Here is a 20,681-nt window from a genome sequence, read left to right as displayed (position 1 = left end):
GGGCCTGTCGGGATACGACAGATGAAGCGGTACAGCACACGGGGGACGCCGAGGCCGAAAAAACGGTCCTCCCGGACGCATCCGCAGGGATACGCCGATGAACCGCCGACGGCGGCGTACCGGTGACTGGCCCGCCGCGCACTGCCTCCCATCCGGACTTTCACCGTCGGTCCAGGAATTTCACCTGATCAACCGGCCGCTGGCTGCGGACGGGTCGCGGACTATACCGCCGGTTCGGAATTACACCGACCCCGGAGTGCGCTGCTTACTGGTACTGCTGCCAGTTTGCCACGGGTGATCGGCGGCCATGCGAGTGAGGGGCTGTGGCCTGGGTCACAGGGAGGGGATCGCGCGGGAGTCCGTCAAGTCCACTCCCTATTGGTCCAGACCTATTGACGGGGTGGTCTAGTCCTCTTAACGTTCCCTTCACCCTCCCCGGGAGACAGCCCGTCAGATGTGCGCACGTCACGGGCCAACACGCACCACTTCACCGCCTGTTGTGTCCTTCGTGTCCCGCCATCCTCCCCTCCCCAGGAGGCACCACAATGCCGTCCCCCACACGTACGAGAGCGATGCTCCTGGCATCCGGCGCAGCGATCGCCGGACTGCTGATGGGCGGGCTCTCCACCGGCGTCTCACACGCCGCGGACAACGAGGGCTGTCGCCCGGACGGGCTCTACAAGACGGCCGGCGTCGACGTCCCGTACTGCTCCGTCTACGACTCCGAGGGCCGCGAGAAGATGGGCGCCGACCACCAGCGCCGCGTCATCGGATACTTCACCGGCTGGCGGACCGGCAAGGACGGCACCCCCGCCTACCTCGCCAACAACGTCCCGTGGTCCAAGGTCACCCACCTGAACTACGCCTTCGCCCACGTCGGCTCCGACAACAGGATCTCGGTCGGCGGCGACAACGCGAACAACGCCGCCACCGGGATGACCTGGCCGGGCGTGGCGGGCGCCGAGATGGACCCGGCCCTCCCCTACAAGGGCCACTTCAACCTGCTGAACAAATTCAAGAAGCAGTACCCGAACGTCAAGACGCTGATCTCGGTCGGCGGCTGGGCGGAGACCGGCGGCTACTTCGGCGACGACGGCAACCGCGTCGCCTCCGGCGGCTTCTACTCGATGGCCACCAACGCCGACGGCTCCGTCAACCAGGCCGGCATCGACACCTTCGCCGACTCCTCGGTCGAGTTCATCCGGAAGTACGGATTCAACGGCGTCGACATCGACTACGAGTACCCGACGACCATGAAGGACGCGGGCAACCCGCTGGACTGGCAGCTCTCCAACGCGCGCCGGGCCGGCCTCGTCCAGGGCTACGCCGCCCTGATGAAGTCGCTGCGCGAGAAACTCGACCGCGCGGGCGCCGCCGACGGCAGGCACTACCTGCTCTCCGTGGCCGCCCCCTCCTCCGGCTACCTGCTGCGGGGCATGGAGACGTTCCAGATGCAGAAGTACCTGGACTACGTCAACATCATGTCCTACGACCTGCACGGCGCCTGGAACGAGTACGTCGGCCCGAACGCCTCGCTCTTCGACGACGGCAAGGACGGCGAACTGGCGGCCGCGGGCGTCTACTCCACCTCCCAGTACGGCGGCATCGGCTACCTGAACTCCGACTGGGCCTACCACTACTTCCGCGGCTCCATGCCGGCCGGCCGCATCAACATGGGCCTGCCATACTACACCCGCGGCTTCAAGAACGTGCAGGGCGGTACGGACGGCCTGTGGGGCAAGGCCCCGGCGACCACCTGCCCGGCCGGCGCCGGGCTGGCCAAGTGCGGGGACGGCGCCGTCGGCATCGACAACCTGTGGCACGACCTGGACGCCAACGGGGCCGAATCCCCGGCGGGCTCCAACCCGATGTGGCACGCGAAGAACCTGGAGAAGGGCGTCGTCGGCGACTACGTCACCAAGTACGGGTTCCCCGCGAACACCACGCTGACCGGCACCTACGCCCGCAAGTACGACTCCACGCTGGTGGCGCCGTGGCTGTGGAACGCCCAGAAGAAGGTCTTCCTGTCGACGGAGGACGAGCAGTCCGTCGGCGCCAAGGCCGACTACGTAGTGGACAAGGGCATCGGCGGCGCGATGGTCTGGGAGCTGGCGGGCGACTACGGGTACAACGCCGCCAAGGGCCAGTACGAGATGGGCGACACCCTCACCTCCCTGATGTACGAGAAGTTCAAGTCGGCCGCCCCGTACGGCGCGAAGAAGGCGGGCGCGGCCCTGCCCGCCCGGGCCGTGGACATCAAAACGGAGTTCACCGAGTTCAAGCTGGGCGACTCCAACTACCCGATCACCCCGAAGCTGAAGATCACCAACAACACGAAGACCACGCTGCCCGGCGGCACCGAGTTCCGGTTCGACTACGGGACCTCGGCCCCGGACAACGCTTCCGACCAGTCCGGTTTCGGCACGAAGGTGATCGCGAGCGGCCACACGGGCACCAATGCCGGCGGCCTGAAGGGCGATTTCCAGCGGGTCTCGCTCAAGCTCCCGGCGTGGCAGACCCTGGCTCCCGGCGCCTCGGTGGACCTGGCGTTCAACTACTACCTGCCGGTCTCCACGCCCTCCAACTGGACGGTGGACATCTCCGGCACCACCTACGCCCTCGCCGGGGACCTGGCGCGCGGCACGACGCTGACGGAGCCGGGCGCCACCCAGCCCCCGACCACCCCGCCCACGACCCCGCCGACCACTCCCCCGACGACTCCCCCCACCACCCCGCCGGGCGGGACCTGCACGAACCCGGCCTACGTCGCGGGCACGGTCTACAACAGCGGGAACCTCGTCTCCCACAAGGGCCACACCTGGAAGGCCCAGTGGTGGACGCAGAACGAGGAGCCCGGCACCACCGGCGAGTGGGGCGTCTGGAAGGACCAGGGCGCCTGCTGACCCGGCGCGGGTAGAGGAACGCGAGGACCCGGTGGCCCGGCGGCCACCGGGTCCTCGCACGTCCGCCGCGGGTGCCCTCGTAGGCTGCTGCGGTGATCACACAGGACCCCGCGGCGCTCGCGGCCTTCGAGGAGCACCGGCTGCGGATGTTCGGGATCGCCTACCGCATGCTCGGCTCCGCCGCGGAGGCGGAGGACGCGGTCCAGGACGCCTGGCTGCGGTGGAGCTCCGCCGGGCGCGAGGACGTCGGGCACCCCGGGGCCTGGCTCGCCAAGGCCGTCACGCGCCTGTGCCTGAACCGGCTCACCTCGGCGCGGGCCCGGCGGGAGGAGTACGCCGGCCCCTGGCTCCCGGAGCCGGTACTCACCGGGGGCGGGGCGCTGGGCCCGCTGGAGTCGGCCGAGCAGCGGGACGGCGTCTCGCTGGCGCTGCTGGTGCTGCTGGAGCGGCTGACCCCGGTGGAGCGGGCGGTGTACGTGCTGCGCGAGGCCTTCGCGTACGGCCACCGGGAGATCGCAGAACTGCTCGACCTGACCGAGCCCAACTGCCGCCAGCTCTACCGGCGGGCCGCCGGCAGGGTCGAGGCGGGCCGGGCGGAGACGGGCCGGGCGGGCGCGCCGCGCCCCCGCTTCGCACCGGATCGGGCGCAGTGGCAGAGCCTGGTGGAGACCTTCCTGGCGGCGGCGCGGGAGGGGGACGTGGCGCGGCTGGAATCCCTGCTGGCCGCCGACGTGCGGTACGTGGCGGACGGCGGCGGGATCGTGTCCGCGGCCCGGCGGCCGATCCTGGGCCGGGCCAAGGTGGCGCGGTTCCTGGCGGGCGCGCTGCGCAAGTACGGGGCCGGCCTGCCGATCTGCCTCGCGGAGGTCAACGGCGAATCCGCGCTGCTCGTCGGCGGGGCGGCGGTGCTGCAGGTGGAGGTCGAGGACGGGCTGGTCAGCGGGGTGCGGAGCCTGGTGAATCCGGAGAAGCTGGAATTCCTCCGGCGGCAGCTGTCACATTCCCGGGGGCTGTCCGGTCCCAGCTGGTGAACGGACCCCTGCAGGGAAGGAACGGACACCATGAGCACGATTCTCGTCACCGGAGGCACCGGAAACCTCGGCGGGCTGGTCGTCACCCGGCTGCGGGCGGCGGGCCACGAGGTACGGGTCCTGAGCCGCCGCGCGGAGGACCACCCGGTGGATCTGCGGGACGGCAGCGGGCTGGACGCGGCGATGGCCGGCGCGGAGGTGGTCGTGCACTGCGCGAGCACCCCGCGCGGCGGCGACGACGTGGCCGCCGGGCACCTGATCGAGGCGGCCCGGCGGGCCGGGACGGTCACGAACATCGTCTACATCTCGATCGTCGGGGTGGACGTGGTCCCGTTCGGCTACTACACGGTGAAGCACGAGGTCGAGCGGATGCTGGAGGCTTCGGGGCTCGGTGTCACGATCCTGCGGACGACGCAGTTCCACGACCTGGTGGCGAGGTCGGTGGACGCGCTGGCGAAGGTGCCGGTGGTCCCGCTGCCGCTGCCGAAGGGGGTGCGGGTGCAGCCGATCGCCGTCGAGGAGGTCGCGGACCGGTTGGCGGAACTGGCCGTCCCGGCCCCGGCGGGCCGCGTCACGGACATGGGCGGCCCTGAGATCCACACCCTCGTGGAGCTGGGCCGGTCGTACCTGGCGGCGACGGGGCGCAGGCGCAGGGTGTTCGCGCTGCCGCTGGCGGGCAAGGCGTACGCGGCCTTTCGCCGCGGCGGCAACCTGACCCCGTCGCATGCGGTCGGCAAGACCACCTTCGGGGAGTACCTGAAGTCCCGGGGCGCGCAGGCCGAGGGCTGAGGGCGGGGCCCCGGAGCCGCCGGGGGGGCCGCCACATGGAGTCTTCAGAGCGCCTACCGGGACCCGATGGGCGACGATGTGCTTGATATCAGCACATTTGATGACCACGGCATGATCCACGGTGAGGGGCGATGATCGTTTCGGTGGTGTCCATGCCGGAGGGCGTCGCGCGGCGCACCCCTGTGTCGGAGGCCCGTGAGCGACTCGCGGAATCCCGTTTCCTGCTCGTGGACGCGGAGCTGCCCGAGGTGGCCCCGCCCGGGGAGCAGCCGGTCGCCCACCTGCTCGGCCTGGAGGCCGACGACCTGGCGTGGCTCGGCGGGGAGCGGGAGTCCGCCCGCGCCGAGTTCCTCGGTGACAGCGCCGCGTTCGTCGTCCCCGCGATCGAGGCGGGCGAGGTCGTCCACCTCCACGTCGTGGCCACCGAGCGGTACCTGGTCACGGTGCACCGGGGACCGGCCGGGCTGGTCGAGAGCCTCATCGCCCGCTTCCCGCACGAAAGGCCGCCCGACGCCGTGGCCATGCTGTTCCTGTTGCTCGGCGAGGCCGTGGAGACCTATCGACGGGCCGCCGTCCAGGCCCTCCTGGAGGTGGAGGACCTGGAGGACGAGATGTTCCGGCAGCGGGAGCCGGAGCAGCTCTACCGCCTGGCGCGGCTGCGCCGGACCGCGGCGCTCCTGCACCACACGCTCCTCCCGTACCACGAGGCGGCGGAGGAGACCCTCACCCGCCGGGTGCTGAACCGCAACTTCCCGGAGGAGCGCCAGCGGCTCGCCCGTGAGTACCAGCGCATGTCGAGGCAGGTCCTCACGGAGATCGAGGCACTCCAGGAGGCCGCCCGGCGGGGCTTCAGCACCTACTCCTCCCTGGTGTCCGGCGAGCAGAACGGTGTGATCAACCGTCTGGCGATCGTCTCGACGATCTTCCTGCCGCTGACCTTCGTGACGGGGTTCTTCGGCATGAACTTCGCGTACCTGACGGACGAGCTGGAGAGCGGCGCCGTCTTCTGGCTGCTCGCGGTGGGCCTGCAGGTCGTGTTCCTGGTCGTCGCGCTGTACGTACTGCACCGCACCCGCATCTGGCGGAGGCTGCACGACGACGAGGGGTTCGACGACGACCGCTAGACCGCGTCGCGGCCCGCCGGCCTACGGGGCGAAGAGGTCCGCCTGGGCGGCTTCGCGGGCGGCCAGGCGGGCGCCCGTGAGGACCGCCGGGTCGCCGAGCGCGGTGGCGCGGACCTCCATCGGCACGGGGGTCAGCCCCGCCAGCCGGCCGGCGACGGCGGCCGCCAGGCCGGCGCCGCCCGCGTGGCCGAGTTCGCCGGCCAGGACCAGGCACCCCGGGTCCAGGACGGCCGCGACGGCGGCCGCGCCCAGGGCGAGCCGCTGGGCCAGGGCCTCCAGGAACGCTTCGCCCGCGGCGCCCGCCACCGCCTCCTCGACCGGCCCGGCGTAGCCGTGCTCCGCAGCGAGCGCGGCCACGGCGTCCCGGCCCACCAGTGCGTGGAAGCCGCCGCCGCAGTCCGTGGCGGAGGGCAGCCGGCCCGTGCCGGGCACCGGGAGGAAGCCGATCTCGCCCGCGCCGCCGGAGGCTCCGCGGCGCAGGCGCCCGTCCAGTACGACCGCCGCGCCGACGCCCGCGCCGAGCCACAGCAGTACGAAGGATTCCAGGTCCTGCGCCGCGCCGACCCGCTGTTCGGCGAGGGCCGCGAGGTTGGTCTCGTTCTCCACGGCCACGGTGGCCGGCAGCCGCCGCTGGAGGGCCGCCACCAGGTCCCGGTGCCAGGCGGGCAGCCCGACGGTGCTGCGCAGCTCCCCGGCGGCGGCCACCAGCCCGGGGGCGCCGACGACCACGGTGTGCAGCCGGTCGGCGCCGGCCTCCCGGGCGAGGGCCTCCAGCCGGGTCACGGCCTCGTCGACGGCGTCCACCGGGAGCGCGGCCCGGGCCAGCGGGCGGCCGAGCAGGTCCGCGACCACCGCCGTCGCGCTGTCCGTCCGTACGTCCAGGGCGGCCAGGTACGCGCGGCGGGCGACGATCCCGTACAGCCGGGCGTTGGGGCCTCGGCGCTGCTCGCCCGACTCCCCCACCACCTCGATCAGCCCGGCGTCGGTGAGCCGCTCGACGAGGTCGGCGACCGAGGGACGGGACAGGCCGGTCATCGCCTTGAGCTGAGTGGCGGTCAGCGGCCCCTCCTCCTGCAGGAATCGCAGGGCCAGGCGGTCGTTGATGGCCCGGGCGGTGCTCGGCGACGCGGGCGACGGAGCGGCGGGGGTCAGGGCCTTGGCAGGAATCACGGCGCCCATCTTAGGTAGCTCCGGCACACTAACTATCAGGCAGGGTCCCTGATAGTTTAATTCCATGACAGGGGAAACAGACCTCAGCCCGGCGCGCCTGCGCCATGCCCGCTTCGCCATCGCCGCCGTCTTCTGCACCCACGGGGCCGTCACCGGCTCCTTCGCCACCCGCATCCCCTGGATCCAGGACCACGCCCAGCTCAGCGCGGGCACCCTGGGCCTCGCCCTCGCCTTCCCCGCCCTGGGCGCGGCGGTCGCGATGCCGCTGGCCGGCCGGATCAACCACCGCTTCGGGGCCCGCGCCGCGCTGCGCGGGCTGCTGGTGCTGTGGACCCTGTCCCTGATCCTGCCGAGCCTCGCCCCGAACCTGGCCACCCTCTGCTTCGCCCTGTTCGTCTACGGGGCGACCGCCGGGATGGCGGACGTGGCGATGAACGCGCTGGGCGTGGAGACCGAGAACCGGCTCGGCCGCTCGATCATGTCCTCGCTGCACGGCATGTGGAGCGTGGGCGCGCTGATCGGTTCGGCGGCCGGCACGGTCGCCGCGCACGCAGGAGCCGACGCCCGGCTGCACCACCTCGTCGCCGCACTCGCCCTGACCGTGGCCGGGCTGATCGCCGTTCGGGGGGTGCTCGATCTGCGCAGCGCCGCGGGGGCACAGGCCCCGCCGCACTTCGCGCTGCCCCCGAAGTCCGCACTGCTGATCGGCGCGATCGGGTTCTGCGCGGTCTTCGCGGAGGGCGCGAGCATGGACTGGTCCGCGGTCTACCTGCGGGACGTACTCGACACGGACGCCGGCCTCGCGGCCGCCTGCACCACCGCGTTCGCGCTCACCATGGCGCTCGCCCGGCTCGCCGGGGACCGGGTGGTGGACCGGTTCGGGGCGGTGCGCACGGTCCGGGCGGGCGGGGTGCTGGCCACCGCGGGCGGGGTCCTCGTGGTGACGGCCGGGGATCCGGCGGTGGCGATCGCGGGCTTCGGCCTGATCGGGCTCGGCATCGCGGTGGTGGTCCCGCTGGCCTTCGCGGCCGCCGCGCGCAGCGGGCCGGCCCCCGCGCAGGCCATCGCGGGCGTCGCGACGATCACGTACACCTCGGGGCTGATCGCACCGTCGGCGATCGGCGCGGTGGCGGACGCGACCTCGCTCGTGGTGTCCTTCGGGCTGGTCACCCTGCTCGCGTTCGCGCTGGTCGCGGGGGCCGCCGTACTGCGGCAGAAGCCGGTGACGGCGGGTTCCCTGCCCGCGGACCGGGACGAACCCGCAGGTGTCCGGCCGTAAAATGGCGCCGGCCGCCGGGGCATGCCCCGGCGGCCGGCATGTTTGATCAATCGGTGTCGTCCGGTTCGACGGAAGTGGTGGAGACATGGGCCTCGGCGTGCGCTGGACCCTGCACGGAGACGGGCGGACCCCCGCCCCCGGAGCGGTGGTGCGGCCGGACGAGCGGCTGTCGTGGCCGCGGACCGCCGGGCTCGGCGCCCAGCACGTCGTGGCGATGTTCGGGGCGAGCTTCGTCGCGCCGGTCCTGATGGGCCTGGACCCGAACCTGGCCATCATGATGTCGGGTGTCGCGACGGCCATCTTCCTGCTGGCCACGCGCGGGCGCGTGCCCTCCTACCTGGGCTGCTCCCTCTCCTTCGTGGGCGTCGCGGCGGCGATCCGGGCGGGCGGCGGGGACAGCGCGGTCGTCACGGGCGCGGTGTTCGTGGTCGGCGTGGCGCTGTTCCTGGCCGGGCTCGCCGTGCAGCGCTTCGGCGCACGGATCATCCACGCGGCGATGCCGCCGGTGGTGACGGGCGCGGTGGTGATGCTGATCGGCTTCAACCTGGCGCCGGTGACGGCCTCGACGTACTGGCCGCAGGACCAGTGGACGGCGCTGCTGACCATGCTGTTCACGGGGCTGGCCGTGGTCTGCCTGCGGGGGTTCTGGTCGCGGATCGCGATCTTCCTCGGGCTGGTCTTCGGGTACGCCGTCTCCTGGGTCCTCGACCTGCTCTTCGGCAAGATCCACTCGACGGTGGGCGGGACGGAGGCGGTCGACCACTGGCGGCTCGACCTCTCCGGGGTCGGCAAGGCGGACTGGATCGGGCTGCCGTCCTTCCACGCGCCGCAGTTCGAGTGGTCGGCGATCCTGATCGCGCTGCCCGTGGTGATCGCCCTGATCGCCGAGAACGCCGGGCACATCAAGGCGGTCGGCGAGATGACCGGCGACCCGCTCGACGACACGCTCGGCACCGCGATCGCGGCCGACGGCGCCGCCTCGATGCTGTCCACGGCGGTGGGCGGCCCGCCGAACACCACGTACTCCGAGAACATCGGCGTGATGGCGGCCACCCGCGTCTACTCGACGGCGGCCTACTGGGCGGCCGCCGGGTTCGCGCTGCTCTTCGGACTGTGCCCGAAGTTCGGCGCGGTCGTCGCCGCGATCCCCGGCGGGGTGCTCGGCGGCATCACCGTCATCCTGTACGGGATGATCGGCCTGCTCGGCGCGCAGATCTGGATCAACGGCGGGGTGGACCTGCGCAATCCGCTGAACCTGGTGCCGGCCGCGGCGGGCATCATCATCGGCATCGGCGGGGTGAAGCTGCAGTTCACGGACAGCTTCGAGCTGGGCGGTATCGCGCTCGGCACGATCGTGGTGATCACGGGCTACCACACGCTGCGGTACTTCGCGCCCGCGCACCTGAAGCAGCAGGAGCCGCTGCTCGACTCGGGCACGTCGGCGTACGACACCGGCGACGGGGACGAGGACGCGGGCGGGGGCGAAGCCGCCCGGGACACCCGCTCCTGACGGCCCGGCGAGCGGTCGGGGTTCGCCCGAACCGGCGAAGCACACGGCCAAGTTCCCCGGATCCGCACCGCCGGCTGCGACGCTGCCACCCATGGAAGCGGTACTCGCGCGGATGCGCGCCCTGGACGAGCGGCTCCCCGCGCAGGACGGTGTCGCCGTCTTCAACCGGGTGTACCTGACGGTGACGGAGACGCTGCACGCGCGCATCTCCGACGGGGAGTTCCCCGCGCCGCGGCGGGCGGAGGCGCTGAGCGTGCGGTTCGCGGAGCGGTACCTGACGGCGGTGGAAGCGGACCGGGCCCCGGCCTGCTGGCGCCCGCTCCTCCAGTACCGCCGCCATCCCGGGGTCCGGCCGCTGCAGCACGCGCTGGCCGGGATCAACGCGCACATCGGGCACGACCTGGCACTGGCGGTGGTGGCCACCTGCCGGGCCCTGGACTGCGAACCCGGGGCCTTGGAGGCGGACTTCGACCGGGTCGGCGACACCCTGGTCTCCCTGGAGGAGCACATCCGCGAGGACCTGATGCCGGGCCCGGACCTGCTGGAGATCGCGGATCCGCTGACCCACCTGCTCGGCTCCTGGAGCCTGGACCGCGCCCGCGGCGCCGCCTGGTCGGCGGCCCGCCTCCTGTGGACCCTGCGCCGCTCCCCCGACCTGGCCGAGGAGTTCACGGACTCCCTGGACGCCGGCGTGGGCCTGGTGGGCCGCTGCCTCCTGACCCCGACCTCCTGAGCGGGCGCATGAGTACGGGCCGCCGCCGCGCTCGTGGCGCGGGGGCGGCCCGTGGTCATGGGGCCGGAGCGACCGGGTGGGTCAGTCCTCCGGGAGTTCGACCGGGGCTATCTCGTCGTAGAGGTCGCCCGGGCCGGGGTTGGTGGCGTCCGTGGAGCCGCCGAGGTGGTGCATGACGCCCCAGACCGCGTTCAGCGCCGTCTGGACCGCGCCCTCGGCCCAGCCCGCCGTCCAGGAGATGTCGTCGCCCGCGAGGAAGATGCCGCGCTTGTCCTCGGGGAGGCGGTCCTGCATGAAGTGGGTGAACAGGCGCCGCTGGTAGCGGTAGTGGCCCGGCAGGTTGGCCTTGAACGCGCCCATGAAGTAGGGCTCGTTCTCCCAGGACACGGTCACCGGGTTGCCGATGATGTGGCGGCGGATGTCGACCTTCGGGTAGATCTCGCCGAGGGACTTCAGCATGACCTCCATCCGCTCGTTCGCGGACAGCGGCAGCCACTTCAGGCTGTCGTCGCACCACGTGTACGAGAGGCAGATGACGGCCGGCTGGTCCGGGCCGTTGTCCAGGAGGTACGTACCGCGGGTCATGCGGTCCGTCAGGGTCATCGACATGACGTCGCGGCCCGTCGGATTCCCTGCGTCGTCGACGGCCTTGTCCAGCCAGAACGGCCGGTCGACGGGGATGAAGAGCTTGGACGACTCCATGTAGTGGGTGCGCTCGATCGCCGTCCAGTGGTCGATCGGGAAGAGCGTGTCGTCGCACTCGATCTTCGACAGGAGCATCCAGGACTGCGCCGTGAAGATCGCGGCACGGTACGTACGGATGTCGCCGGAGGCGTCGGTGACCGTGATGCGGTTGCCGGCCGTGCGGTGCAGGCGGGTCACCGCCGGGCGCGGGGCGCCCTCGTGCAGGGAGGACAGCGAAGTGCCCGGCGCCCAGTGGACGATCTTCTCGGGCTCGCGCTCCCACAGGCGCAGCGGCAGCTGCTGCGAGCCGCCGACGATGCCGCGGTGGTGGTCGTCCGCCTCGGTGTAGACGACGCGCAGGATCTCCAGGATGGAGTTCGGGAAGTCGGTGTCCCAGCCGCCCGTGCCGAAGCCGACCTGGCCGAAGATCTCGCGCTTGCGGAAGGACTGGAAGGCCTCGGACTTGCAGAGGAAGCCGTAGAAGGTCTCGTCGTCGAGCTTCTCGACGAGCTTGGCCCAGATCTCGCGGATGCGCGGGACGTCCCGCTCGCGCATCGCCTGGTTCATGTCCGAGAAGTCGGCGCCCTCGTCGAGGCACGCGTTCCACGCGGCCGACACGTCGCGGTAGACCTGCGGGAGGTCGGCGATGGTCTCGGCGTAGTGGGTCTCGCCCTTGAGGTCCACGACCGTCGAAGGGGTGGCCTCGGCGAGCGGGTTCGGGAACGGCTCGGTGACCAGGCCGACGAGGTCGATGTAGTGCTGGAGCGCGGTGGAGGACGGCGGGAAGCGCATGGCGCCCATCTCCGCCGTCAGACCCTCGGTGCCGGCGCCCTCGAAGCCGACGGTGCGCAGCCGGCCGCCGATCTGGTCCGCCTCGTAGACGACGGGCTTGAGGCCCATCTTCATGAGCTCGTACGCGGAGATGATGCCCGACAGGCCGCCGCCGATGACGGCGACCTCGGTGCCGAACTCCGTCGCCGGGATCTGGCCCAGGCCCGCGGGGTGGGCGAGGAAGTCGTCGTACGCGTACGGGAAGTCCGGGCCGAACATGGTGATCGGCGGCTGTCCGTCGCTGTGCGGGACGGCGGTGGTGGGCACCGTGGACGTCATGGGGTACGGCTCCTTGCGGGGGTGGGGCAGGGGGGAGGGCGCTGGCGGGGCTCAGACGAGGGAGGCGTAGAGCCCGGGGCGGCGGTCGCGCAGGTACGGGTTGGTCTCGCGCGACGCGCGCAGCAGCTCGGGATCGGCCTCGCCGATCACCAGCTCCTCGCCGCGCCCGGCCCGGGTGCGGGTCGCCCCGTCGGGGCTCGCCAGGCAGCTGAGTCCGACGAACTCGAACTCGCCTTCCGGACCGGTGCGGTTGACGTACGCGATGTACATCTGGTTCTCGAAGGCCCGTACGGGGACGAGCTGTTCGGCGACGAACTGGAACGGGTGCATCTGCGCGGTCGGCACCAGGAGGAGGTCGGTGCCGGCCAGGGCGTGGGCCCGGACGTTCTCCGGGAACTCCACGTCGTAGCAGATCATGATGCCGATGCGGAGGCCGTTCAGCTCCGCCTGGACGACGGGGGTGTCGCCGGGGGTGAAGGCGTCCTGCTCGAAGCAGCCGAAGAGGTGGGTCTTGCGGTAGTTCGCGAGCCGGGTCCCGTCGGGGCCGATGAGCTGGGCCGCGTTGTAGACGGTGTCGCCCTCGCGCTCGGGGTAGCCGTACAGGACGGCGACGCCGTGGCGGCGGGCGATCTCGCCGATGGCGCGGGCCGACATGCCGTCGGCGGCCTCGGCGAGGGCGGCGATGTCCTGGACCTCCAGCGCGTAGCCGGTCAGGAACATCTCCGAGGTCACGAGGAGCCCGGCACCCGCCCGTGCGGCGCTTTCCGCGGCCCCGTCGAGCGCCTTCAGGTTCTCGGCGGTGTCGCCGAGCCGTCCGGAGCTCTGGAGGAGGGCGGTGCGCAGCGGGGGCATGGGCGTACCTCTGTGGCAGGAGGGGAGTGGGTCCTATTGAAGGTACGTTCACCCGTTCGACGCCGACAAGCCATGACTGTTGCGCTCCGCGCATCGATTCGTTGCGCGTTTCGCGGCCCGGACGGAGATTCGTTGCGCAGGGCCGTTCGTCCCCTGCCGCAGGTCGCGTGGCCTGCCGGTTCGACCGGGCATAAACCCGGCCGCGCCGGATGCTGACGCTCATGACCCGCACGATCCGCATGTCCCGCAGGACCCGCAGTACCCGCAGTACCCGCAGTACCCGCAGTACCCGCACGACCGTCGTCACCCGCAGAAGGAGTCTCCCACCCCATGGCGCCCGACATCGACACGGCCACCTCGGTCCACGTTCTCGACAATCCGGTCTGGGCCGCGCTGAGCGGCCCGAGCAGCGCCTTCGCCGAGACCGGGCCCCGGGGTCTGGCGGCTCGCTACGTCGCCGACACCTCGCCGTTCGTCGCGCTCGCGGACCCGGAGGACCCCGAGGCCTGGGCGGATCTGGCGGCGCTGGCCGGGCCCGGCCAGACGGTCTGGATCACCGGCCTGCCGACCCCGCCCGCGGGGTGGACGACGGAGAACTCGATACCGGGCGTGCAGCTGGACGGCGGTGCGGTACGGGCCGAGGCCGCGCCCGAGGCGGTCCTCCTGGGGGCGGCCGACGTACCGGAGATGCTGGAGCTGGTCGAGCTCACGAAGCCGGGGCCGTTCGCGCGGCGCACCGTCGAGCTGGGCACGTACCTCGGGATCCGGCACGAGGGCCGGCTCGTCGCGATGGCGGGGGAACGGATGCGCCCGCGGGGCTGGTCGGAGATCAGCGCGGTGTGCACGCACCCGGACCACCGGGGCCGCGGCCTGGCCGGCCGCCTGATCCGTGCGGTGGCCGCGGAGGTCGTGGAACGCGGCGACCGCCCGTTCCTGCACGCGGCGGCGGACAACACCGGTGCCGTGGCCCTCTACGAGTCGATGGGCTTCACCCTCCGCCGCCGCCCGTACTTCATGGGCGTCCGCACCCCGGACGCGACGGCCTGATGCAGGGCCTCGTACGGCAGGAGTGACCCGGAGGCAGGTTTCACGGGCCGCGGAGTGGTCACACGCGTGGACATCCCATGGAAATGAAAGGACCGAAAGGACCTGCGATGAACGACGTCTCACGCCTGCCCGGTGCCGCCGGCCATCACTGGCAGTGGCAGCTGCGTGCCGCCTGCCGGAATCTGGGACCGGGCCGCTTCTACCATCCGGCCGGTGAGCGGGGCGAGGAGCGGGAGGACCGCGACGAGGCCGCGAAGCGGGTGTGTGCCGTCTGCCCGGTGCGTGCCGCGTGCCTGGAGCACGCGCTGCAGACCCGTGAGCCCTTCGGGGTGTGGGGCGGGCTGACGGAGGAGGAGCGCCGGGACCTGCTCGCGCCGTCCGGCCGCCGCACGGGCGCGGCCCGCGTGAGCGCCGGGCACCGCTGAACGCGGCCCGCGGGACGCCGGACGCGGCTGCGCCCCGGCATCGGGATGCCGGGGCGCAGCGGTGTCCGGGGGCGTACGGCTCAGGCCGGGGCGCCGGAGGTGAAGCGGCGCAGCAGCGGGGACAGGACCAGCACCGACTTCGTGCGCTCCACGAACGGCTCGCCCGCGATGCGCTCCAGTACGCGCTCGAAGTGGCGCATGTCGGAGGCGAAGACCTGGACGAGGGCGTCCGCGTCGCCGGTGACGGTCGAGGCGGACACCACCTCGGGGTACCGCTCCAGCCCTCGCCGGATGTCGTCCGGCGAGGTGTTGTGGCGGCAGTAGATCTCTATGAAGCCCTCGGTCTCCCAGCCCATGGCGGCGGGGTCGACGCGGACGGTGAAGCCCGTGATGGCCCCCTCGGCCCGCAGCCGGTCCACGCGACGCTTCACGGCCGGGGCCGATAGTCCGACCTCGGAGCCGATGTCGGCGTAGGAGCGGCGGGCATCCTCGGCGAGGGCGTGCACGATGCGTTCGTCGAGATCGTTCAGTCGCACTGCGGGTGGATCACATTTCTGCTGTGGCCACTTCTGCCGTGGCCAGTCGGGAGCGGCGGATGCCGTACAGGAAGTACACCACGAGGCCGACGGCCATCCAGACACCGAAAGCGACCCATGTCGCGGTGGGCAGGCTGTACATCATGTAGCCGCAGGCGAGGAAGCCGAGGATGGGCGTGACCGGGAACAGCGCCACCTTGAAGGTGCGCGGCATGTCCGGCTTGGTCCGGCGCAGGATCACGACGGCGACGTTGACGAGGGCGAAGGCGAAGAGAGTGCCGATGCTGGTCGCGTTGGCCAGCTCACCCAGGGGGACGAACGCCGCGAGCGCGCCGCAGAACAGGGAGACGATCACCACGTTGGCGCGCGGGGCGCCGGTCTTCTCGTCGACCTTGGCGAAGACCTTGGGGACGAGGCCGTCGCGGGACATCGCGAAGAGGATGCGGGTCTGGCCGTAGAGGACGGCGAAGACGACGGAGGCGATGGCGACGACCGCGCCGGCGGCGAGGACGACGCCCCAGAAGGAGTCACCGGTGACGTTGGTCATGATCTGCGCCAGCGCGGCCTCGGTGCCCTCGAAGTCCTGCCACGGCATGGCGCCGACGGCGACGAAGGCGACGAGGCAGTACAGGACGGTGACGATGCCCAGCGAGAGCATGATCGCGCGGGGCAGGTCCTTCTTCGGGTTCTTGGCTTCCTCACCGGCGGTGGAGGCGGCGTCGAAGCCGATGTACGAGAAGAAGAGCGTGGAGGCCGCGGCGCTGATGCCGGTGACGCCGAGCGGGGCCAGCGGGGCGTAGTTGCCGGACTTGATGCCCATGACGCCGATGCCGATGAAGAGCACCAGCGTGACGATCTTCACGACGACCATGATCGTGTTGATCCGGGCGCTCTCCTTGGCCCCGCGGAGCAGGAAGACCATGGCGAGCAGGACGACGACCAGGGAGGGCAGGTTGATGAAGCCGCCGTCGCCCAGCGGGGCGGCGGAGAGCTTCTCGGGGAGCGTGACGCCTATGGTCCCGTCGAGGAGCTCGTTGAGGTACTGGCCCCAGCCGACGGCGACGGCCGAGACCGAGACGGCGTACTCCAGGACCAGGCACCAGCCGCAGACCCAGGCGATGAATTCGCCCATGGTGGCGTAGGAGTACGAGTACGAGGAGCCGGAGACCGGCACCGATCCGGCCAGCTCCGCGTAGGAGAGGGCCGAGAAGAGGGCGGTGAGGCCCGCGATGATGAAGGAGATCGTGACGGCCGGGCCGGCCTTGGGGGCCGCCTCGCCGAGGACGACGAAGATGCCGGTGCCCAGGGTGGCGCCGATGCTGATCATGGTCAGCTGCCACATGGTGAGCGAGCGGCGCAGGGTTCCGCCCTCGCCCTGGCCGCCCTCGGCGACCATCTGCTCGACCGGCTTGCGGCGCAGCAGAGGGTTCACAGGCTTGCGGGGCTCGGAGGTGAGCGGTGGCGCCTGGCCGGTTTCGAGCACGAGGGGACTCCTTTGACACTGCGGATGGGGACTGAGGCATCGACCGCAGCGGTCCGGGGCAGGACACAGACAAGGAGCCTGGGCATGGGGGACCGCCGAGCAGGCGGTCCGCGCCACTCCACGTACAGCGAGTGAGCCTACGAGCTGAGTGATACCGCCCGTAATGCACCATCCTTGCACATTGCCGCACGATCGTTGCGCGGATCTGTCCTGGAGGGTCCTTTGTTGCGCACGGATGATCGATCAGTGCGTACGTCCCCTTTGTCTCCATCGTTGACACCTCGTCAGATCTCCCGGAGCATGCCGCCGGGACCCACGACCGGAGGCGCGCCGTGAGCACCGTGAACGCCGAGAGCACCACCCCGCACTGGCTGGACCCGGGGCCCTTCCTGCGCGGGGTCGCCTGGCTGGACAAGGGGCGCCCGGTCCGGGCCGACCCGGAGGACGGCGCGCGGCTGCCCTGGGACACCGGGGAGCGGGCCACCCTGCCGATAGGGGTGCGTCTGGAGTTCACGGCGCACGCGGCGCACGCCGTGGAGATCCGCTACCGGGCGACCGTGCCCGGCCCGACCGACGCGCTGCGCGACCTCGCGCACGGCTTCGCCCTGTGGGACCGGCACGGGGTGGTCCGCGAGGTCTGGACCGACCCGGCCGCGGAGGCCGTCGTACGGATCGAACTGCCCGGCGGGACCGGCCCGTTCACCCTCCACCCGCCGGAGGCGCAGTCCCCGCTGATCCTGGGCCTGCGCGGGATCGGCGGCGCCGTGGCCCCGGCCCCGGCCGGCCCGCGCTGGGTGGTGCACGGCGATTCGATCACCGAGGGCTGGTGGTCGACCCGGCCCGCCCACGGCTGGCCCGCGGTCGCCGGGCGGGCCCTGGGCTGGGACACGGTCAACCTCGGGTACGCGGGCGCCGCCCGCGGGGAGCTCGCCACCGCCGAGCAGATCGCCGGCCTGCCCGCCGATGTCCTCACCCTCGCGTTCGGCACCAACTGCTGGTCCCGCGTGCCCTTTTCGGCGCCCCTGCTGTACGAGACCACCCGGGCGTTCCTCGACCTGGTCCGCCACGGGCACCCGCGTACCCCGCTGCTGCTGGTCTCCCCCGTACTGCGGCCCGACGCCGAGCGCACCCCGAACCGGCTCGGGGCCACCCTGGGGGCCCTGCGCGATGCGATGGAGCGGGCCACCCGCGACCGGATCGCCGCCGGGGACGACCGCCTGGCCCTGCTGCCGGGCCGCGACCTGCTGGGTCCGGAGCACCTGGCGGACGGTCTGCACCCCAACGACTCCGGACACCAGGTCCTGGGCCTCGCTGTGGTCACGGCTCTGCGGCGCTCCGGGTTCGGTCCCGGGTGAGTGAAACAGCCCACAGGAATCCGCTTGAACAGATCGACCCCGACAGGGCGTGTCCTGAGCACAGTTGCCGACGCACCGCGCAGACGGGCGGCGGACACGGAGACACCACACGTGGGAGAGATCAAGATGGGCATCAAGCGCGGAACCACCCTGGCCGCCGTCGCAGTCGTCGTCGCCCTGACGGCGACCGCCTGCGGAGGGGACGACACGGCGGGCGACGCGAAGCCGGCCGGGGCCGCGTCCCAGGCTCCCGCCTCCGGCGCCGGCGACTACGGCTCCGACTACGGCGCGGGAACCGCCGCCGCCGGTGCCGATTCCAAGGGCGCCGGGCAGCTGGCGGTCGCCCAGAACGAGCAGATCGGCTCCCTCCTCGCCGACAGCGCCGGCTTCACCCTCTACCGCTTCGACAAGGACACCGCCAAGCCGCCGAAGTCCAACTGCGAGGGGGACTGCGCGAAGACCTGGCCCGTCGTACCGGCCGGTGACGCCACCGCCGCCGCGGGCATGGACCCGGCGCTGCTGGGCGAGGTCGTGCGCACCGACGGCAGCAAGCAGCTGACGGTGGCCGGCTGGCCGGTGTACCGGTACAGCAAGGACACCAAGGCGGGCGAGACCAACGGGCAGGGTGTCGGCGGGACCTGGTTCGCCTTCGCCCCCGACGGCAAGAAGGCCGCGAAGGCGGCCGCCGCGCCGGCCGGTGCGGGCGAGGCCGCCGGCGCGCTGACCGTGGCCAAGGACCCCAAGCTGGGCGAGCACATCGTCGACGGCAACGGCATGACCGTCTACCGGTTCAAGAAGGACACCGCCTGGCCGATGGCCTCCAACTGCACCGGCGACTGCGTGGCCAAGTGGCCGGTGGTGCCCCCGGTGGACAAGGCCAACGCCAAGGGCATCGTGGAGAAGGGCTACTCGGTCCTGGACCGCCCCGACGGCAAGAAGCAGCAGGCCATCGACTGCTGGCCCGTCTACACCTTCTCGGGTGACAAGAAGGCCGGCGACGTCAACGGCCAGGGCGTCGGCGGCACCTGGTACGCGGTGGCCCCCGACGGCAAGCTGATCACCACCTCCTGATCCACCGCCCCTCCCCGCATCCCCCACACCCGGAACCGCGCGGCCCCCTGCCCCTCTCCCCCCGGGCAGGCGGGCCGCGCACCGTTCCGCCTTGGCGCGCTCCTCCCTACACTCCACCGCATGCTGCGCGTACTGGCCGTCGACGACGAGAAGCCGCTCCTTGAGGAGCTCCTCTACCTGCTGGGCTCCGACCCCCGGGTGCTGAGCGCCGAGGGCGCCTCGGACGCCACGGAGGCCTTGCGGCGGATCACCCGGGCCCTCGAGTCCGGGCCCGAGGGGCCCGACGGCATCGACGTCGTCTTCCTCGACATCCACATGGCGGGGCTGACCGGCCTCGACATCGCCCGGCTGCTGGCCGGGTTCGCGCGGCCGCCGCTGATCGTGTTCGTCACCGCCCACGAGGGGTTCGCCGTCCAGGCCTTCGACCTGAAGGCCGTGGACTACGTGCTCAAGCCGGTCCGCCCGGAGCGGCTGGCCGAAGCCGTCCGGCGGGCCTGCGCCCAGCTGGGCCGGAGCGCCGCGCAGCCTCCCGGGACCGCGGAACCGGCCGGGACCGCCGGTCGGCCCGCGCCGGCCGGCCAGCCCGGTCTCCCCGGCCCCTCCGGCCCCCATGGCCACTCCGTCCCGCCGCAGCGCCGGCCCGCCCCCGAGCTCAACGCCGCCGACCGCACCGCGGACCAGATCGCCGTCGAGCTGGGCGGCGTCACCCGGTTCGTGGCGATCGCCGACATCGCGTACGTCGAAGCCCAGGGCGACTACGCCCGGCTGCACACCGACGAGGGCAGCCACCTCGTCCGCATCCCGCTCTCCACGCTGGAGGAGCGCTGGGCGGTCCGCGGGTTCGTCCGCATCCACCGCCGCCACCTGGTGGCCCTCGGCCGGATCGACGAGCTCCGGATGGACGCCGGCACCACCAGCGTCCGGGTCGGGTCCGCCGAGCTCCAGGTCAGCCGGCGCCACGCCCGCCAGCTGCGGGACCTGCTGATGCGCCAGGCGACCGGCTAGGGGGCGGGTCAGGCAACGTCCGCAAGAGACCGCCTGGGCGGCCGCCGACCGTCCGGCGTGCCCGTGCGCCGTTCGTCGCACCGAACGGGACGTACGGCGCCCCGCGCCTGCCGTCGGTCGCAGGGCGGCCCCCGCCGCCCGCCGCCGACCGGCACCGGACCTATGGTGGAGCCGCCGGGAACGAGCTGGGGGGTAGGGCATGGCCGAGATCCAGGCGCTGCTCGACGCCCTCGCCGAACTGCCCCGGACCGCGCCCGCCGGCCCCGCCGAGGCCGAGCTCCTGCTCGCCCGGCTGCGCAGCGCCGCCGCCCGCTGGGCCGACGTCCTGTACGAGGCCAACGAGGGCGTCCGCCGGCAGCTCCCGCCCCGTGCGGAGGCGGCGCTGACGCTGGCCTTCCGCCGCGCCGAAGACTCGTACGTGGAACTGGAGATCGCCCTGCGCGACTGCGCCGAACACCGCGACCCCGCCCTCTGACACACCCCCTTTTCGGCCGGTGGGAGGGGCGGGATCGGCCCGGTTCGCGTCTGTTGCGGGGTCCGGTGGCGTGCGTAGACTCCGGTACCCCCTCCCCCG

At 72.3% G+C, this 20,681-nt stretch carries 18 protein-coding genes and 1 riboswitch; of the genes, 13 read left to right on the top strand and 5 right to left on the bottom strand.

What is annotated here, in order from left to right; translation table 11 throughout:
- Positions 1-134 precede the first annotated feature (134 nt).
- A riboswitch (FMN riboswitch) is annotated at positions 135-264 on the bottom strand.
- A gap of 281 nt (positions 265-545) precedes the next feature.
- The 4 genes from ACIBAD_RS29490 (at position 546) to ACIBAD_RS29475 (ending at position 5,847) form a co-directional block, all read left to right on the top strand.
- Positions 546-2,903 (top strand): chitinase C-terminal domain-containing protein, encoded by a 2,358-nt coding sequence (locus ACIBAD_RS29490; protein WP_398909610.1) that lies wholly within the window; start codon positions 546-548, stop codon positions 2,901-2,903.
- Between the two features lie 92 nt (positions 2,904-2,995).
- Entirely contained in the window at positions 2,996-3,934 is a 939-nt protein-coding gene (gene sigJ, locus ACIBAD_RS29485; RefSeq protein WP_398909608.1) for an RNA polymerase sigma factor SigJ, read from the top strand.
- A gap of 30 nt (positions 3,935-3,964) precedes the next feature.
- Positions 3,965-4,723 (top strand): SDR family oxidoreductase, encoded by a 759-nt coding sequence (locus tag ACIBAD_RS29480; RefSeq protein WP_398909604.1) that lies wholly within the window; start codon positions 3,965-3,967, stop codon positions 4,721-4,723.
- 131 nt (positions 4,724-4,854) lie between these two features.
- Positions 4,855-5,847, top strand: a complete 993-nt coding sequence (locus ACIBAD_RS29475; protein WP_398909602.1) for a CorA family divalent cation transporter — start codon at positions 4,855-4,857, stop codon at positions 5,845-5,847.
- A 21-nt stretch (positions 5,848-5,868) separates the two neighbouring features.
- Here the strand turns inward: ACIBAD_RS29475 and ACIBAD_RS29470 are convergent, their stop codons facing one another.
- Positions 5,869-7,026 (bottom strand): ROK family transcriptional regulator, encoded by a 1,158-nt coding sequence (locus ACIBAD_RS29470; protein ID WP_398909600.1) that lies wholly within the window; start codon positions 7,024-7,026, stop codon positions 5,869-5,871.
- 55 nt (positions 7,027-7,081) lie between these two features.
- Here ACIBAD_RS29470 and ACIBAD_RS29465 point away from each other — a divergent pair, with 55 nt between their 5' ends.
- The 3 genes from ACIBAD_RS29465 (at position 7,082) to ACIBAD_RS29455 (ending at position 10,539) form a co-directional block, all read left to right on the top strand.
- Positions 7,082-8,296, top strand: coding sequence for an MFS transporter (locus ACIBAD_RS29465; RefSeq protein ID WP_398909598.1), 1,215 nt, complete (start codon positions 7,082-7,084; stop codon positions 8,294-8,296).
- Between the two features lie 85 nt (positions 8,297-8,381).
- Entirely contained in the window at positions 8,382-9,806 is a 1,425-nt protein-coding gene (locus ACIBAD_RS29460; RefSeq protein WP_134074604.1) for a solute carrier family 23 protein, read from the top strand.
- A gap of 91 nt (positions 9,807-9,897) precedes the next feature.
- Positions 9,898-10,539, top strand: a complete 642-nt coding sequence (locus ACIBAD_RS29455; RefSeq protein ID WP_398909595.1) for a DUF5995 family protein — start codon at positions 9,898-9,900, stop codon at positions 10,537-10,539.
- Positions 10,540-10,620: 81 nt separating this feature from the next.
- Here ACIBAD_RS29455 and ACIBAD_RS29450 read toward each other — a convergent pair whose 3' ends face one another.
- Both ACIBAD_RS29450 and ACIBAD_RS29445 read right to left on the bottom strand, forming a co-directional pair.
- The gene (locus tag ACIBAD_RS29450; protein WP_398909593.1) at positions 10,621-12,333 is read right to left on the bottom strand and encodes a flavin monoamine oxidase family protein; all 1,713 of its coding nucleotides are present in this window, start codon (positions 12,331-12,333) and stop codon (positions 10,621-10,623) included.
- A 51-nt stretch (positions 12,334-12,384) separates the two neighbouring features.
- Entirely contained in the window at positions 12,385-13,185 is an 801-nt protein-coding gene (locus ACIBAD_RS29445) for a carbon-nitrogen hydrolase family protein (protein ID WP_134074607.1), read from the bottom strand.
- A gap of 330 nt (positions 13,186-13,515) precedes the next feature.
- Between ACIBAD_RS29445 and ACIBAD_RS29440 the strand changes: the two genes are divergently transcribed.
- Both ACIBAD_RS29440 and ACIBAD_RS29435 read left to right on the top strand, forming a co-directional pair.
- Positions 13,516-14,232, top strand: coding sequence for a GNAT family N-acetyltransferase (locus ACIBAD_RS29440; protein WP_398909591.1), 717 nt, complete (start codon positions 13,516-13,518; stop codon positions 14,230-14,232).
- Positions 14,233-14,339: 107 nt separating this feature from the next.
- Entirely contained in the window at positions 14,340-14,657 is a 318-nt protein-coding gene (locus tag ACIBAD_RS29435; protein ID WP_134074609.1) for a WhiB family transcriptional regulator, read from the top strand.
- 80 nt (positions 14,658-14,737) lie between these two features.
- On the opposite strand, the gene ACIBAD_RS29430 is transcribed toward ACIBAD_RS29435, so the two are convergent.
- Both ACIBAD_RS29430 and ACIBAD_RS29425 read right to left on the bottom strand, forming a co-directional pair.
- Positions 14,738-15,193 carry an Lrp/AsnC family transcriptional regulator gene (locus ACIBAD_RS29430; protein WP_007262967.1) on the bottom strand — a complete coding sequence of 152 codons (456 nt, stop codon included), beginning with the start codon at positions 15,191-15,193 and terminating at the stop codon, positions 14,738-14,740.
- A gap of 10 nt (positions 15,194-15,203) precedes the next feature.
- A complete protein-coding gene (locus tag ACIBAD_RS29425) occupies positions 15,204-16,676 on the bottom strand; it encodes an amino acid transporter (protein ID WP_053693965.1) in 1,473 nt (490 codons plus the stop codon).
- A 332-nt stretch (positions 16,677-17,008) separates the two neighbouring features.
- Here ACIBAD_RS29425 and ACIBAD_RS29420 point away from each other — a divergent pair, with 332 nt between their 5' ends.
- The 4 genes from ACIBAD_RS29420 to ACIBAD_RS29405 all read left to right on the top strand — a co-directional run bounded on the left by ACIBAD_RS29420 (position 17,009) and on the right by ACIBAD_RS29405 (position 20,582).
- Entirely contained in the window at positions 17,009-18,031 is a 1,023-nt protein-coding gene (locus tag ACIBAD_RS29420) for a GDSL-type esterase/lipase family protein (protein WP_398909587.1), read from the top strand.
- Positions 18,032-18,157: 126 nt separating this feature from the next.
- Positions 18,158-19,102, top strand: coding sequence for an SCO0930 family lipoprotein (locus tag ACIBAD_RS29415; RefSeq protein ID WP_398909672.1), 945 nt, complete (start codon positions 18,158-18,160; stop codon positions 19,100-19,102).
- 120 nt (positions 19,103-19,222) lie between these two features.
- Complete coding sequence (locus tag ACIBAD_RS29410; protein ID WP_398909585.1) at positions 19,223-20,107, top strand: LytTR family transcriptional regulator DNA-binding domain-containing protein; 885 nt, start codon at positions 19,223-19,225, stop codon at positions 20,105-20,107.
- A 199-nt stretch (positions 20,108-20,306) separates the two neighbouring features.
- Positions 20,307-20,582 carry a hypothetical protein gene (locus ACIBAD_RS29405; RefSeq protein ID WP_134074611.1) on the top strand — a complete coding sequence of 92 codons (276 nt, stop codon included), beginning with the start codon at positions 20,307-20,309 and terminating at the stop codon, positions 20,580-20,582.
- Positions 20,583-20,681: the final 99 nt, after the last annotated feature.

It is taken from the genome of Streptomyces sp. NPDC051109 (genome assembly GCF_044455885.1).
GTDB lineage: Bacteria > Actinomycetota > Actinomycetes > Streptomycetales > Streptomycetaceae > Streptomyces.
The sequence above is the reverse complement of the archived record's forward strand: the minus strand, read 5'-3'. Positions and strand labels throughout refer to the sequence as shown.

Excerpts from the sequence above, each read along its gene's own strand:
- ACIBAD_RS29465 (WP_398909598.1), top strand. The coding sequence starts at position 7,082 with ATGACAGGGGAAACAGACCTCAGCCCGGCGCGCCTGCGCCATGCCCGC.
- ACIBAD_RS29480 (WP_398909604.1), top strand. The coding sequence starts at position 3,965 with ATGAGCACGATTCTCGTCACCGGAGGCACCGGAAACCTCGGCGGGCTG.
- ACIBAD_RS29455 (WP_398909595.1), top strand. The coding sequence starts at position 9,898 with ATGGAAGCGGTACTCGCGCGGATGCGCGCCCTGGACGAGCGGCTCCCC.
- ACIBAD_RS29450 (WP_398909593.1), bottom strand. The coding sequence starts at position 12,333 with ATGACGTCCACGGTGCCCACCACCGCCGTCCCGCACAGCGACGGACAG.
- ACIBAD_RS29490 (WP_398909610.1), top strand. The coding sequence starts at position 546 with ATGCCGTCCCCCACACGTACGAGAGCGATGCTCCTGGCATCCGGCGCA.
- ACIBAD_RS29410 (WP_398909585.1), top strand. The coding sequence starts at position 19,223 with ATGCTGCGCGTACTGGCCGTCGACGACGAGAAGCCGCTCCTTGAGGAG.
- ACIBAD_RS29460 (WP_134074604.1), top strand. The coding sequence starts at position 8,382 with ATGGGCCTCGGCGTGCGCTGGACCCTGCACGGAGACGGGCGGACCCCC.
- ACIBAD_RS29470 (WP_398909600.1), bottom strand. The coding sequence starts at position 7,026 with ATGGGCGCCGTGATTCCTGCCAAGGCCCTGACCCCCGCCGCTCCGTCG.
- ACIBAD_RS29475 (WP_398909602.1), top strand. The coding sequence starts at position 4,855 with ATGATCGTTTCGGTGGTGTCCATGCCGGAGGGCGTCGCGCGGCGCACC.
- ACIBAD_RS29415 (WP_398909672.1), top strand. The coding sequence starts at position 18,158 with ATGGGCATCAAGCGCGGAACCACCCTGGCCGCCGTCGCAGTCGTCGTC.
- ACIBAD_RS29405 (WP_134074611.1), top strand. The coding sequence starts at position 20,307 with ATGGCCGAGATCCAGGCGCTGCTCGACGCCCTCGCCGAACTGCCCCGG.
- ACIBAD_RS29435 (WP_134074609.1), top strand. The coding sequence starts at position 14,340 with ATGAACGACGTCTCACGCCTGCCCGGTGCCGCCGGCCATCACTGGCAG.
- ACIBAD_RS29440 (WP_398909591.1), top strand. The coding sequence starts at position 13,516 with ATGGCGCCCGACATCGACACGGCCACCTCGGTCCACGTTCTCGACAAT.
- ACIBAD_RS29445 (WP_134074607.1), bottom strand. The coding sequence starts at position 13,185 with ATGCCCCCGCTGCGCACCGCCCTCCTCCAGAGCTCCGGACGGCTCGGC.